The organism is Psychrobacter sp. TB20-MNA-CIBAN-0197, assembly GCF_040309765.1.
Taxonomy (GTDB): Bacteria; Pseudomonadota; Gammaproteobacteria; order Pseudomonadales; family Moraxellaceae; genus Psychrobacter; species Psychrobacter submarinus.
In genome coordinates this window covers 57941-72656 of sequence record NZ_JBEOPC010000001.1, presented here as the reverse complement: position 1 = coordinate 72656, position 14716 = coordinate 57941, and the positions used below count along the sequence as shown (strand labels likewise).

General features: G+C 45.9%; 13 protein-coding genes. 5 read left to right on the top strand and 8 right to left on the bottom strand.

Annotated features, from left to right (window positions below; genetic code table 11):
• Positions 1–9: 9 nt before the first annotated feature.
• Positions 10–633, bottom strand: a complete 624-nt coding sequence (locus AAEY83_RS00290; protein WP_025647178.1) for a hypothetical protein — start codon at positions 631–633, stop codon at positions 10–12.
• A gap of 65 nt (positions 634–698) precedes the next feature.
• Complete coding sequence (locus tag AAEY83_RS00285; RefSeq protein WP_227501947.1) at positions 699–1457, bottom strand: hypothetical protein; 759 nt, start codon at positions 1455–1457, stop codon at positions 699–701.
• A gap of 152 nt (positions 1458–1609) precedes the next feature.
• Here AAEY83_RS00285 and AAEY83_RS00280 point away from each other — a divergent pair, with 152 nt between their 5' ends.
• Positions 1610–2212 carry a LysE/ArgO family amino acid transporter gene (locus tag AAEY83_RS00280; RefSeq protein ID WP_037059835.1) on the top strand — a complete coding sequence of 201 codons (603 nt, stop codon included), beginning with the start codon at positions 1610–1612 and terminating at the stop codon, positions 2210–2212.
• 157 nt (positions 2213–2369) lie between these two features.
• On the opposite strand, the gene AAEY83_RS00275 is transcribed toward AAEY83_RS00280, so the two are convergent.
• The 4 genes from AAEY83_RS00275 to AAEY83_RS00260 all read right to left on the bottom strand — a co-directional run bounded on the left by AAEY83_RS00275 (position 2370) and on the right by AAEY83_RS00260 (position 6991).
• Positions 2370–3752 (bottom strand): trimethylamine monooxygenase, encoded by a 1383-nt coding sequence (locus tag AAEY83_RS00275; protein WP_025647181.1) that lies wholly within the window; start codon positions 3750–3752, stop codon positions 2370–2372.
• 354 nt (positions 3753–4106) lie between these two features.
• The gene (locus AAEY83_RS00270; protein ID WP_025647182.1) at positions 4107–4748 is read right to left on the bottom strand and encodes a MarC family protein; all 642 of its coding nucleotides are present in this window, start codon (positions 4746–4748) and stop codon (positions 4107–4109) included.
• Between the two features lie 179 nt (positions 4749–4927).
• Entirely contained in the window at positions 4928–5788 is an 861-nt protein-coding gene (gene nadC / locus AAEY83_RS00265) for a carboxylating nicotinate-nucleotide diphosphorylase (protein ID WP_025647183.1), read from the bottom strand.
• A gap of 198 nt (positions 5789–5986) precedes the next feature.
• Positions 5987–6991, bottom strand: a complete 1005-nt coding sequence (locus tag AAEY83_RS00260) for an NUDIX hydrolase (RefSeq protein WP_025647184.1) — start codon at positions 6989–6991, stop codon at positions 5987–5989.
• A gap of 325 nt (positions 6992–7316) precedes the next feature.
• Between AAEY83_RS00260 and nadA the strand changes: the two genes are divergently transcribed.
• The 3 genes from nadA to AAEY83_RS00245 are packed head-to-tail and all read left to right on the top strand — an operon-like array spanning position 7317 to position 11417.
• Positions 7317–8456, top strand: coding sequence for a quinolinate synthase NadA (gene nadA / locus AAEY83_RS00255; protein WP_025647185.1), 1140 nt, complete (start codon positions 7317–7319; stop codon positions 8454–8456).
• Between the two features lies 1 nt (position 8457).
• A complete protein-coding gene (nadB, locus tag AAEY83_RS00250; RefSeq protein WP_025647186.1) occupies positions 8458–10386 on the top strand; it encodes an L-aspartate oxidase in 1929 nt (642 codons plus the stop codon).
• Between the two features lie 59 nt (positions 10387–10445).
• On the top strand, positions 10446–11417 hold the full coding sequence (locus tag AAEY83_RS00245; protein ID WP_025647187.1) for a phosphatidate cytidylyltransferase: 972 nt from the start codon (positions 10446–10448) through the stop codon (positions 11415–11417).
• 29 nt (positions 11418–11446) lie between these two features.
• Here the strand turns inward: AAEY83_RS00245 and AAEY83_RS00240 are convergent, their stop codons facing one another.
• On the bottom strand, positions 11447–12295 hold the full coding sequence (locus AAEY83_RS00240) for an SDR family NAD(P)-dependent oxidoreductase (protein ID WP_025647188.1): 849 nt from the start codon (positions 12293–12295) through the stop codon (positions 11447–11449).
• Between the two features lie 150 nt (positions 12296–12445).
• Here AAEY83_RS00240 and AAEY83_RS00235 point away from each other — a divergent pair, with 150 nt between their 5' ends.
• The gene (locus AAEY83_RS00235) at positions 12446–13357 is read left to right on the top strand and encodes a LysO family transporter (protein WP_025647189.1); all 912 of its coding nucleotides are present in this window, start codon (positions 12446–12448) and stop codon (positions 13355–13357) included.
• A gap of 245 nt (positions 13358–13602) precedes the next feature.
• On the opposite strand, the gene AAEY83_RS00230 is transcribed toward AAEY83_RS00235, so the two are convergent.
• Complete coding sequence (locus tag AAEY83_RS00230) at positions 13603–14679, bottom strand: RNA-guided endonuclease InsQ/TnpB family protein (protein ID WP_025647190.1); 1077 nt, start codon at positions 14677–14679, stop codon at positions 13603–13605.
• Positions 14680–14716 lie beyond the last annotated feature (37 nt).

The window sequence follows — 14716 nt, the reverse complement described above, 5'->3', positions numbered from 1 at the left end:
AATTAATAATTAAACTTGCGACTCGCTTTTATCACTTAGCGCTTGCTCATTTATGACTATATTTGGCGCTCTATTAGTATTATTACTAGTAGTAGGAGCATCGAAACGCTGCTGTAAGTAGCGATTGGTCACTAGTAGTTTTTGCCCGTCTTGATGATAAGATGCATCGAGTAAGTCATCGAATTGACGATCTACTGTATTTAGCACCTCTAACAGCGCCTCTTTACCCGTGACACCAGAGTGTTTTATCTTAGTGGTATCGGCGCGCTGACCATCCAAATCGTGGAGACGACGGTAGTCGGCTACCGCTTGCGGGATATGCTTGTCCATCAAGTTTTGAATCATGATATAAGTTTCGGTCACCGTATCCGTATCATCAATTTTGCCATCGTTATTGGTATCGCCGTAGATGACTCGTAGCTTCTCACCTTTTTGATTAATCTTATCAAGTAAGGTTTTGACCTCAGTAGGTAAGCTCTTTTCAGGAATATAACCGAGCTGCGGCATCGCCTTGTACTCAAGCATTTTTGGCGCCGTTACTTTTTTGATACCGCGGTAACCCAGATACAATCCTGCTGCCGGTAGCACACCGTAGAGGATGAACATCACAAACATGGCGGTTACTTGAGTCATGGCGGTATCCTTATAAAAGGTGGAAAAATTATCTGTATTTTGCTTACTATGTTAGTAAATACAGCTTAGCTTTGCGTGCGGCTTTTGACATAGCGATGAGTCGATGCCAAGCGATTGAGCACGGTTTGATGCAGCTCATCAAGGAGCTCATCAAGCTCGTAATCAATCTCCAAAAACAGATCAGTCAACATATCACCTGCCGTCATACTCCCTTGCACCATAGTGTTTCTGGTTCGATGCGGACTAAAGCGCAGTAGTTGCTCATAATGATGCAGCGCTTCTGGGATGCTCTCGGACACCAGTTTATCGATGACGAACTGGCGCTCATTATGCTGCTGTTGCTCTTCATTCAGCTCATCGCTCCAGTCACGGTAGCGTTTGAGCTTGCCATTAATACGATCAAGAATAGCCACCGCCTCGATAGGCATAGCGTTTAGGGTGGCCTCATCAACCACATCGACAAGTTCGGTCATAATCGGGCAGCGTCCATGTTTGAGATACCACAAGGTATCGGGGTCAAAAGGAGGTCGATTGGGCGAGCGCCACTGAGCGCGGTTCGCCAAATAGCGATCGGTCAGCGGCGTTGGCGTACCAATATCATTAACTTGTGCCAATGCAGCACAGATACGCTCAGCGCGTTTAGGCTCAGTAAGCGGCGATAACGCTTCAATATGTTTACGGCTATTGTTAGCACTACTGTCAGCAGCAGTATCATCTTGATTCACGTTACTTGCTGCTTTTTGTACATTTTTGGCAGCCGAAGTCGGCAGGTCATCTTGCTCTTGCCCAAATGACTGTAGCATTCTTGCCAGACTTATTACCATAACTTGCCTTTCCCTAATCGCTCATAATCTACCCGCTCAAAGCGCACTTACGCTATTGCATTCGACTTTTGAATAGCTTATCTTAACAGCTTTTTTGCCATCTTCCAGTAAGCAAACGTCACCAATTATAGTAAAAAACTAAGCCACTCTTTATGAATATTGCTGATTATTTGTCTGGGTTTTTTCTAGGCTTATCGCTGATTATAGCTATTGGCTCACAAAACGCCTTTATCCTCAAACAAGGCCTTAAACGCGAGCACGTGTTTCTTATTTGTCTATTCTGCGCTGTCAGTGATGCATTGCTGATTTCAGCGGGCGTCGCAGGCTTTGGCGCGGTAACGGCTCGTTTCCCGCAAGTGGTGACTATCGCAAAATTCGCAGGTGTGGTATTTTTAGTCGGTTATGGACTGCAAAGCCTATATGCTAGCGCAAAACTATCTCATGCCTTGACGACCGAAGGCCAAGCAGTAGGCAGCCTTAAAAAAGCGCTACTACTTTGCATTGGCTTTACTTGGCTCAATCCGCACGTCTACTTAGATACTTTGGTGCTCGTGGGTATGGTTTCAACCGGTGCTAGTAGCAAACTCACCTTTGCTCTAGGAGCCGTCAGCGCTTCTTTTGTGTTCTTTTTTGCGCTAGGCTATGGTGCACAGCTATTACGGCCATTATTTGCCAAACCTAAGGCTTGGAATATACTCGATGCCTTAGTCGGAATACTGATGCTGTATCTAGCGTGGCATTTATACAACAGTTAGCATTTTACAAACCTTTCATCGCTAATATATTTAGCCATAAAAAAAACCAAACACACTATCTCAGCATGTTTGGTTTCGATGTGATAAGCGTTATAAATGTTATCTATTTAAGCATTGTCTAATAACTATTAGCTAAAATAGTATTGATAACCTTTAGCTAAGACGCTTTTTTGTGCTTTTTGGACTTAATAAAGCTTAAGTTCAAAAAGTGCTCTAGCGAATCATCAGTGATATCTAACCAAGGCTCTGGTAGCTCTGGCGCTAACGTACCGGTCAGCGTTGAGCGGTAGGCTTTTTCTCTGAATTTCATGATATCTTCCGTTTTATCTTTCTGCCACTGCTTCAAGATATCTGCTTGCTTTTCGACTGCAAATTCAGGATAGTTCGTCGCGTTATTGAGATCGCGGATATAGGAGGCTTGAAAATCGATCGAATCATTGACCGTTACACACTTAGCGTAAGTGGCGAGCCATTTTTCTTCGTCTGCTTGGCGGCTCTCAAGATCCGGCAACTCAATATCACCTAGGATGACATCACGAGCGTACCACGCTTGCGCGTCAAACATATTAAAGGTGAAGTACTGATCCTGCATACCTAAATAGATAAGCTGCGGGTTTGGCTGCCAAAAGATGCCTTTATAAAGGTTGGCCGGATACAGACAGTTATGCGTCTGCAAACGTAATTCATCTGGCAAGAACGGGAAATGGAACAAATAGCCGGTACACATAATAATCGCGTCAAAGCGCTTACTCGTACCATCAGCGAAATGCGCCACATCGTCTTCAAAATGCGTCACTAGCGGGCTCTCGCTAATGCCCTCGGGCCAGTCATATCCAAGCGCTTGCGTGCGATAGCTGATAGTGACCGATTTAGTGCCGTATTTATAGCACTGTGTTCCGATATCTTCAGCAGAATAGCTACTACCGATGAGTAAGATATCTTCATCTTTAAACTCTAAGGCATCACGGAAATCGTGAGCGTGCAATACGCGGCCTGGGAAGGCTTCTAGTCCTTCAAAATAAGGCATATTCGGCGTTGAGAAATGACCTGTTGCGACGACCACATGATCAAACTCACCGACTTCTTGCTCGCCGGTTTTGTGGTTCATCACTGTTACGGTAAATAACTTGGTTTCATCATCAAAAGTGACCCAACGTACCGGGCACTCAAAACGGATATATTTTTGGATATTTTGCTTATCGATACGTCCCATGATGTAGTCTTTTAGGACTTCGCGCGGTGGGTATGACGGGATAGGCTCGCCAAAATGCTCTTCAAACGAATAATCGGCAAACTCTAAGCATTCTTTAGGGCCATTCGACCATAAGTAGCGATACATACTGCCGTGAACGGGTTCACCGTTTCTATCTAGACCAGTACGCCAGTTATAGTTCCACATGCCGCCAATGGCATTTTGTTTTTCATAACATACAATTTCTGGTAAGTCCTTAGCGCCTGCTAAACGCGCCGCTTCAAAGGCACGTAATTGTGCCAAACCGCTTGGACCTGCACCTAATATAGCAATTTTTTTCTTGTTCAAGATTTACTCCTGCTGATAATAGTGGAGCACTACTATAACATATTTTTATATTTCATGTTTTTAGACGCTCTACTTGGTCATGGATCAGGGGTTTAGAGCAATACAGAAGACCTCAGCAAACCTCTAAAAGAACGAGATTGCTGAGGGGTTTTAGGCAGGGTAATTTGTATGGCAACAGACAAAGGCATGAAGCGTTATCAATCAATATAGTCGAACCACTATTAAAGTGTTACAGCGTTAGACTCGTTTAGCCTACTACTGTAGTACTTGCACTCGTCTGCCTTGTACCACTTTTAATATTGATTGACTATAAGTACGCTGATAATTGAGCTAATAAACGAATTGATAGAATAGCTATAATAAAACAGGAAACAGGCTACGCAGAGCATTGACGATGATTTCGATAGAAACAGCTGCTAATAACATACCCATAATTCGGCTCATAATATTGAGTCCGGTATCGCCTAATAAGCGGCTAATCCGGCCTGCTGCCATCAGCGCTAAATAACAAAAGATACTGATTAGCAAGCCGGCGATAAGAATAGCGGATATCTGCAAAATACCAGACACTTGCGATGAGTAGATGATAACCGTTGAGATACCGCCGGGCCCAATCATCATCGGAATGGCGAGTGGTACCACTGCTGCGGCTGTCGTTGGCGGTGCGTCCTGCACATGATCGACATCGAAGTTCTCTTGATCAGGCTTAACAGGATTACCCTCACCGTTCATCATATTAAGGGCAATTAAAAACACCAAGATACCGCCTGCCAGCTGAAACGAGCCGATGGAGATGCCCAAAGCCTTTAGTAGAGTCTCCCCCACTACGGTAAAAAAACTAATAGTAATAAAAATAGTCAAACAAGCGATGCGCGCGACTTTGCGGCGGTTCATCATCGAATAACCGCGCGTCAAATCCAAAAACAGGGTCAAGGCGCTAAAAGGATTAATCAGCACCAAAAAAGCTAAGATAATTTTGATAATTTCAGTATTCACGGAGCGCTCGCTTGTTTTGCATAAACATCGGGCAAAAGATAAGGCCATCGTGCGATTGCAGCGATGACCCCGTGTATTTTTGATGCCATTATTATAGCATGGCAAGAGAGGCGAATTAAATCACTAACTGCCTTTAAGTGTTTCATTTTAAGATATTAATTTAAGGCATCGCTAGTCGCTTAAGCGCTAAAATCCAAGCCGATATCTAGCGCGGTCGTGCTATGGGTCAAATAGCCCATAGCGATAAAATCAACCCCCGTCTTCGCCGCCGCTTGCACGGTCTCAGGTGTGATACCGCCAGAAGCTTCAGTCTTGGCGTGGCCTTGGCACATCGCTACCGCTTCGCTCAACGTATCAGGACTCATATTATCAAGTAGCACTAAGCTGACGCCTGCGTCTAATGCTAGCTGCAACTGCTCTAAGGTATCGACCTCCACCTCAATCGGGATGAGATGACCGGCAAAGTCTTGCGCCTGCTTAATTGCCGTTTGGATATCGCCGGCTATCGCAATATGGTTATCTTTGATCAAAATCGCATCATCTAAGCCTAAACGATGATTTCGGCCACCGCCGCAGCGCACGGCATACTTTTGCAGTGTACGTAGACCTGGAATCGTCTTGCGCGTACAAGTGATTTGCGCCGGATACTCAGCAACGCTATCGACGATTTGCTGCGTGGCAGTCGCGATACCGCTCAGATGAGTTAAGAAGTTTAAAGCCGTACGCTCCGCAGTTAATAAGTGCCGCGCATTACCGCTGACGATAGCGAGCACAGTACCAGCGGTGACGCGCTCACCATCTTGAACTTGAGCGACAAACTCTATCTGCTCATCGACTGCAGCAAACGACAGCCTTGCTACATCCATACCGCAAATCACTCCTGCTTGCCGCGCCCGAATCTGTAGCTTTGCTTGCTTGTCAGCGGGAATGGTCGCTTGCGAGGTCACATCGCCGCGCCGACCTAAATCTTCTACGAGTGCTGCTTGTACTAATGGCTCAAGCAGTACTTTATCTAGCGCCAGCTCTAAGTGAGTGTTCATCGTTTGGTTTATCCTCTGCTTAAAAAGAGTCAAGTCTCTAAACGCTTATGAGGCGCTAATTACTTAAACTCAAAATGAGCATAAATATAGCGTAATGTGCTTTTATTTTCAATAAAAAGTTTTTGAGGTGGAAATTGAGTTAGGTAAAAGTTACTAAAACTACTTGGGTAGACAATCACTTAAGCAATGAGTAAAGAGTCACTTACGCTTCGGTAGTTTACTATCCATAAGCAGACTTTGTAGTTCGATATCATGGCAAAACCGATAGAGCTTCGCCGGACGGCCGCGCTGAGCGCTACTACTCTCCCCAGTAGGCATGACAAGGTTTTGCGACTCTAGTAGACGCCGAAAGTTCTGTTTATGCAGCCGCATACCCGATAGCGCCTCGACGCTTTGTTGCAGATGCGATAAGGTGAAGCTATTTGGCATCAGACCAAAGATAAGTGGACGATATTCTATCTTCGCGCGGAGCCTTGAGATGGCGGTAGCAATGACGCGGCGATGATCATAATACATCGGCAAGCCTATCTGTTGTGACCAATTAGCAGCAAGCCTATTGGGATGATAATTCGGCGCTTCTGGTACTAAGTCCGCTTCATAGAGCATCTCATAACGTAGCAGCACATGCTCTGCTACCCAGTCGATTGTATCTGCTTCACTAGCGTTCGCTCCGTTTTTATGGCTCTCGCTAGTTTGACTGACACCCCAACATAGCCCGATACGCTTATGCCGTCTTTGCCGGATAGCCTCATCTTCTGCACTATCGGCCCACATATATAGCGCCGGTAGGATTAGATTGGTAATAATATCCGGCGTACCTGTTAAGTGGTTTTCCCACGGAAAATAATCGTACCAATCCTGCCAGCTCGCTTGGCTCTGCGCTTGCTTGGCCTGCTGCTCTTGTACTAAACCTAGGTAGCTGACATAGACCAACGCATGACCATCTTCATTACGCCGATTGGTATCGACGAAGGTATAAAGCTGCTCCAAATACCCTAGCGGCTGCTGTGTTTGCTCCTCCACCCATTGCCGCACGCCGGCTTGCAGCGAGCGATGCAGCGGCATTAAAGGGCCATTAGGTAACAGCTTACCTTGATCAACAGTGAGCACTTGCGCGGTATTATCAGTGATAGTTATCAGTACCGCCACGACCTCAGTAGTGCCGCTACCTTGTTGATGCGCGTGTGAATAGGACAACGTCATAGTGTTATATTTTTACCCTTTAATCATCTTTGTTTATAACTTCCATCGAGCACTAATGCCAATATGCCAATGTCATGCAAAGTCATGCAAATGAATGGTTAACCTTTAGCAGTATAACGCGATTTGCTGACTATCCTAGTCTCAGGTTGTAATTCTATCGCTCAAAATGAGCGCTCATCTACAGACTACAGAACTACTCTGCAAATTAGCCCATAAAAAATACTTGTATTTATGCTCAAAATGAGCATAATATAAAACCTCTCATTAATTTGACTATCTATTTATTTCCTTTAAAACCAATATTTTTATAATAAGGCACACCCTTATGAACACTTATCCCTACGACGCACCAGTATTAAGCGCTGACAAGCGTATCGCGATACAAACCGGTATCGATTATGCCAAAGCCAAACTACCTGCTGACTTGCCACGCTCCGAGCGACTACAAGTCGAAGCGAACATCAAACAGCTCCTGCTTGAGCATAACGCGGTACTAGTTGCGCATTACTACGTTGACCCTTTTATTCAAGATTTGGCGTTAGCCACCGGCGGCTGCGTGGGCGATTCATTGGAGATGGCGCGCTTCGGTCAAGCGCATAGTGCGCAGACTCTGATTGTCGCAGGCGTGCGCTTTATGGGTGAGTCTGCCAAGATCCTCAGTATGGAAAAGACAGTGCTGATGCCAGATCTGGAGGCGGAATGCTCGCTGGACTTGGGCTGCCCTGTCGATGAGTTCTCCGCCTTCTGTGACGCGCATCCTGATCGTACCGTTGTTGTCTATGCCAATACTAGCGCTGCGGTCAAAGCGCGCGCCGATTGGGTGGTGACGTCCTCTGTCGGTATCGATATCGTTCGTCACCTGCACGAGCAAGGTGAAAAAATCATCTGGGGCCCCGATCGGCATTTGGGTAAATATATCGCGCGCGAGACAGGCGCAGATATGCTGCTTTGGCAAGGCTCCTGCCTCGTGCATAACGAATTTAAAGCAACTGAACTCAATCAGCTTAAGGCAGAATATCCTGAGGCAAAGGTGCTAGTACACCCAGAATCTCCTGATAGCGTGGTTGCGCTCGCTGATGTGGTCGGCTCGACCAGTAAGCTGCTGCAATCGACTTATGAGCTGGACGCTGATACTTTTATCGTGGCAACCGATCTAGGTATCTTGCATGAGATGCAAAAGCGCTCACCCAATAAGCGTTTCCTCGCTGCGCCGACTGCTGGTGAAAGCGCGAGTTGTAAGAGCTGTGCGTTTTGTCCTTGGATGGCGATGAATGGTCTACTCGGCATTGAGCAATGCTTGCTGAATAAGAGCGGCGAAGTCACACTATCAAAAGAGCTAGCAGCTGCGGCAAGCAAACCTTTACAGCGGATGCTTGATTTTGCCGCCGCAAAAAAACAACGCGTCTCTGCTAGTGGTGATATCGTCAAAGACCGTGCACTGTTTAATAATGTGGGAGCCGCCTAATATGAGCGTCGCCGCTAACAGCAAGCCGCTTGATGCAGCCAAAACTCATCCTGTTACTGAGTCTATTCGTACTGAAGTACTTATCATTGGTGCCGGTTTAGCAGGTCTTAGCACGGCGCTGGCGCTACCAAAGTCGCTAAATATCACTGTGTTGAGTAAGGCGGATCTACAAGCTTGTTCTAGCCATTATGCCCAAGGCGGTATCGCTGCAAGCTTAGCGGCAAATGATAGCGTTAACGACCATGTCCAAGACACCTTAATCGCCGGCGCTGGACTTTGCGCGCCGGAGCATACTGCAAGTATCTTAAGAGCTGGCAAACAAGCCGTACAATGGCTGTGCGAGCAAGGCGTACCTTTTACGCAAGTGGCTAACCCTAGTGATAATGACCATATTGATGTTGATGTTAATGTCAACGCGAATACCAGTACCGCCTCTTATCTACAGCCCAATCTGACGACTAATAGTCTGCATCTGACCCAAGAAGGCGGGCATGGTTGCCGCCGTGTTGCGCATGCTGACGATGCGACTGGTCGTCATATTATGGAAGCTTTGACTGCGCAAGCACATGCCGCTAGTAACATTACTATTCTGCCTTTTCATGAAGCTCTGCAGTTATTAACGGATAAAGGAAGTAAAGGAGGTAATCGCTGCCAAGGCGCTATCGCTTTTGATCATAATCATCAGCGCCAACGGACTATTGAAAGTCAGGCGGTAGTGATGGCGAGCGGCGGCCTTGGTCAACTCTTCGCTCGTGCTAGCGCGCCAAATGTCTGCGTGGGTGATGGCGTGATGATGGCGTGGCAAGCCGGTTGCCGATTGGCCAATTTGGAATTTGTGCAGTTCCACCCGACAGGTCTTGCTTTAGGTGAGTCGAGCTTTTTGATATCAGAAGCACTGCGCGGTGAGGGCGGCCGTTTGTATTGTCCGATCACGGGCCAACGCTTTATGCTAGCGGTTGACAAGCGCGCCGAGCTTGCACCGCGTGATATCGTCGCCCGTGCTATTGCCGAGCAAATCGCTAATAACGGCTTAGGTTACGTACACTTAGATGTCAGTCACTTGCCCACATCATTTTTGCGTGCGCACTTTCCGCAGATTTATCAAACGCTGTTAGCGTTAGGAATAGATATCACCACTGACCCTATACCCGTCGCGCCAACAGCCCACTATAGCTGCGGCGGTATTGTCACCTGCGATCAAGGTCTAAGCGATGTACCCGGATTATATGCTGCCGGTGAAGTGGCATATACCGGTCTGCACGGCGCCAATCGCCTAGCGAGTAATTCGCTACTAGAATGTATCGTCGTTGGTCATAAAATCGCTAAGCACCTACCACGCTATTTGACTGATCATATCTGGTCGACGCCTACAGTCGACAACCTCCAACCTATCTTACTCTCAGAGGACATTACCTTCCATCAGTCTACTGATACTGATATTGATGCCAATTCTGATATTGATACTGATTCTATAGCCGCCTCACTCAAGACGCTAATGACCACTCATTTGGGCATCGTGCGTCATGCTAAGTCTCTTGAGCGAGCTTTAGGGCAACTACAGCAGTGGCAGCAACTGCTCAAAGCCCTTAGCATAAATGATATCAGTCACGCACAAAGCCGAGGTAATCTGAGCGCTTGTTTAGAATATACAGCAATAACTTCTGAAACTTTATTGCTCTTTAAGCTTGCCCGCCAATTACAACTAGCAACCTTAATTGTGCAATCCGCCCTTCAGCGTCACGAGAGCCGCGGCGGTCATTACCGTCAAGACTACCCTACTTTAGCCACTAAACCTTTGGTCAGCGTTATCAGCCCTTGTATTAGTGAGAGACCTTTAAGATTTGAAATAACCAATAAAATCAAAAATATAGAGCTATTTGAAGAAAACCTTACTCACAGTCAGCCTTTATCAGCGCTCGCCCCTATTTAATAGCAGCCTTATCTAGTATAGTAAGTTAATGGTACAGTATCTTATAGAGTGAATCACTAATGAGCACTGATACGCTATTTGTTATCTTACTTATGCTTACTGTCAGCTCGGTTTGGGCGCTACTGGCGATACCGAAGCTGCGTGCTCGTTTGCCTACGATTTATCTCATCGCGCGCTCTTGGTGGTGGATGCTTGCCGCCTTAGGTAGCTGCTATCTTATCGCCAAAACAAACAGCAGTAGCCACCGCTTCGATAGCCATTATCCTTATCAATGGCTACTAGTGGGATTCTTCGTGCTTATCGGTTTACGCGGTAGCTATGAGATCAGTCGTCTGTGGCGCTCCGAGAGCAAATCCCGACTGATTAGTAAGCTACAAGCCCGCGGTCTACAGCCCAAAGCGCTAGCGTTACCCATTTCGCAAAAACAGCTGATAGCAGCAGACTCAAACACCGCGCGCTCTAATAGCTCTTCTGGCTCTCACACCATCAACGACCCTCTGACTGGTCATAACACCCCGCCTTATATCTATCTCAACCTACTAGACGGGCTCTTTAGTGGTGCTTTTATTTTACTTATTGTCAGCTTAGTGTTTTTACAGCAGCTGACTTGGCACCGTAGCCAATACGGGGTGTTGTTGTTTGTATTATTCGCCAGTCAGTTTAATGATATTGCGCAGTATTTATGCAGCAAACTGTTTAAAGGCCGACTGTTCAAACGTGGTCTTGCGCCGCGAATCAGCCCGAATAAAAGTATTGAAGGGGCTTTTTTTGGTAGTTTACTGGCTGCGCTATTAGCCAGTTTTTTAGGGGTTTGGTTGACACCATTTGCTTGGTGGATTTGTTTGCTTAGCGCTTATGGTCTTGCCGTTAGTGGTATCGCAGGCGACTTGCTCGAGTCGGCTTTTAAGCGCCAACATGGGGTCAAAGATACTGGCACGATGCTAGCAGGACATGGCGGCGTGCTCGATAGAGTAGATAGTTTATTAATTGGCGTGCCAATATTCACGGTAGCTTATTGGTTATTAGGCTAACTGGACTTAGCAGTCCTTTGTCGTTCTTCTTATTTATCCAACTTGCCGCGCAATACTCGATCCAGCAGCGGTTTAGGTAACTTATTTAACATGTAAGTTAGGTAGTAAAGGCGCTTTGGAAAAACAGCGAGCTCCACCCCTTCATCGATGGCTTTCATAATAAGCTGAAGCGCTTTATCTCTACTAATAATAAAAGGCTTATGATCGGCACTACCCTGATTTAAGTCCCGTAAGGCTTTCGTATCTATATATCCTGAGGCAATGCAAGTGACTTGAATATTATAAGGCGCTAATGCCAAGCGATAAGCGCTAGCCGTAGCGATCATCGCCCGTTTGCTTTTGGCATAGAGACTAGCGTATGGATAGTCCATCATGCCTGCGATAGAAGCCATACAAATCAGGCTCGGTTTCGGCTGAGCGTTGTTCATTATCGATTTTGTTGTATGTTTAGCAGTTAACTGTTGGTGTTTTAACTGCTGACTACCCCATGCAAATACCTCCTGAAATGCTTGTAAGTTAATCGCTAACATCAAGTCGCTATCGGCCTTGTTAAGCTGATGTACACGCTCATTAAGATAACCTCCCGCACTATAAATCACTCTATCAAAGCGGGTTCGTTCTAATTCCGCTAACAAGCGCCGGCGCTGCTCAGAATCAGTCAAGTCACACGCATAAGTTATGATTTCAGGATGCTCTACGTTGATCTTGGTAATCTTAGCATCATTATGACCGACCACACGCACTTGCCAGCCAATAGCGCTGTGATGTAAAGCCAAAGCTAGACCTATGCCGCTAGTACCACCTACGACTATCATCTGAGGCGCGCTTTGCTTTTCTGTAGTGTGTTTATGATCTATGGCAGAGGGGCAGGTTTGCATATTGGATAGCCTTAAACATTTAGCAAGCGGATGGGCGTCTCGCCCCTATAGCAGTTTTATCTGCTAAATTTATTCCTCATTATGGTACAATTGCCGGCTTGTAAAAACGATGTGAATGTCCCACAGTCCCTGCTATTTCGAGCCTGCCCTATGCAAAGCCTAATTACCCTCGTTTTGGTCTTGATGCCAATGTTTATTGGCTTTGCCATTCCCTCTAACCCAACCTTGACCAAACTTGCCGATACAGGCTTGTCTTATTTGGTCTATCTTATCTTGGCACTGATCGGTATTGAGCTATCAAAGGTAGAAGGGCTGGGTAACCAAGTTGGCGAAATTGCCCTGTACGTGACCGTCTTATCTATATTGACGATTGGCACAGGATTGTTTGCACTGATGGTATTTGACCGTGTCCGACCATGGCAAGCTAAAAAACCAGTAGCCAAATCTAAAGAACATCGAGTCAGTATTAGAGGCAGCTTGGCACAAGTGGTTTGCGTTGTCATCGGTATGGTGATTGGTTATTTTTTACCGGCAGGTTATATGCCGCCTGAAAACACCATGACCGTCATGCTGATGATATTGATCTTATTGGTCGGTATTGGCTTAAAGGGTTCAGGCATTACATTAAAAGAAGTCATGCTTAATAAGCGTGGCGTTGAGATGAGTGTTATCTTTACGCTGTCGGTGTTGGTTGGTGGGCTTGTGTTTGCCTTACTATTTACCGATGTGTCATGGACCAAAGGCTTAGCACTAGCCTCAGGCTTTGGCTGGTATTCGCTCTCCGCTATCGTCATGACCGAGGCTTATGGCGCAATTTGGGGCAGTGTGGCGTTATTTAATGACTTAATCCGTGAGTTCTTTGCACTGATATTTATACCGGTGTTTATGCGTAAATATCCGTCTGCCTCAGTTGGCCTTGGCGGCGCGACAAGTCTCGATTTTACCTTACCGATTATTCAGCAATCAGGCGGCCTCAAGGTCGTGCCACTGGCGATTAGCTTTGGCTTTTTGATTAATATCATCTCGCCGGTACTGATGGTAGTGTTTTCGGCTTTGGGGTAGCATTTGATAATTTTACTTTTTGGTGGTGTGTCAAAAAGTATGCTGATTAAAATTTGCACAATTTTTGAAGCCTTGAAAGCCCTATAGAATCAGAGAGCTTAACATAGATTTCTTATTGACTTTTATCGCCAGCATACTTTTTAGAACACCACCTACTTTTTTAATTTTTAAACGCTGAATATACTATTCAACATTGCTAATAAGCGCTTGACTTCCTCCCCGACCTAAAGGAACGGGGATTCCTACTAAAGACGGCCAAGCCCGACCGCGAGAATGTTTTTCGCTCCATTAACATCTCTGTTATGGGTCGTTTTACAAGAACGACAAAACCACTCTCTTATACCAAGACCTTCTCTACCTTTCGGACTGTCTTGGCGAGAGCCGCAACACGAGCAGGTTTGGGTGCTGTACGCTTCATTGACTTCGATATAGTGGCAACCTGCGTTCGCGCATTTGTAATCCAGTTGCCGCTTAATCTCAAACCAACCCGCGTCATAGACGGATTTGGCCAGTTTGGATGAAGTGAATGAGTTTGATTTAATCTTACCAACAACGATTAAGTTGTTGGCTTTAACTAATTTATTGGTAAATTTATGAATGAGGTCTTTACGGGTGTTTTTAATCTTGGCGTGAATGGCACGGACCCGCTTTTTGTTTTTAGCACGTTGAGCAATGGCCAGTTTTTCGGCGTATTGATGGGTCAGCTTAGTGGTTAGAACATCGCCATCACTACTGACTGCGGCATCTTTACAGCCTAGATCAATACCAACTCGGCCAGTGCCGCAGACTGTTTTTGGAAATTCTTTAACGGTGACACAGGCGTACCAGTGACCACGATTGTCTTGTACTAATTCGCAAGTATTGATGCTGTAGAGGGCTAAATTGTAGCTATCCCACACATCAATGATCAGCTTTTTGCCTTTAGCAAGGCTTAGCTGAATAGTAGATTTAAGGCTTTTCTTGCCTGACTGACGGGTTGCTAAGTGCTTAATCGCGGTCTTTTTAAAAGGAATCCAGCCAAGAGATCTACGTTTGGCTTTAGGGTTATTGGTACGCCAGTTGAGTTTGGCTTTTTTAAACTGTTTACGGGATTTAGCGTGAACCTCACTAATCGCTTGCAAGGTTTGACTGTGCAGATTTAGGTATTCACCCGCCCCTTTGGTGTAAACGGCCAAGTCATAGGCTGAAAAGAATTTGCCTGTGCGCTGTAAATGTTTAAAACTCAGCTCATTAACGTAATTCCAGACAAAATTAACCGACCCAGCCAAGATATTGAGCTGAGTGGCGTGTTTGTCTTTGATGCGTAGCTTGAGCGTTCTCATGGAATAATTATGATCTCAATGCGTTTGGTTATCAAGG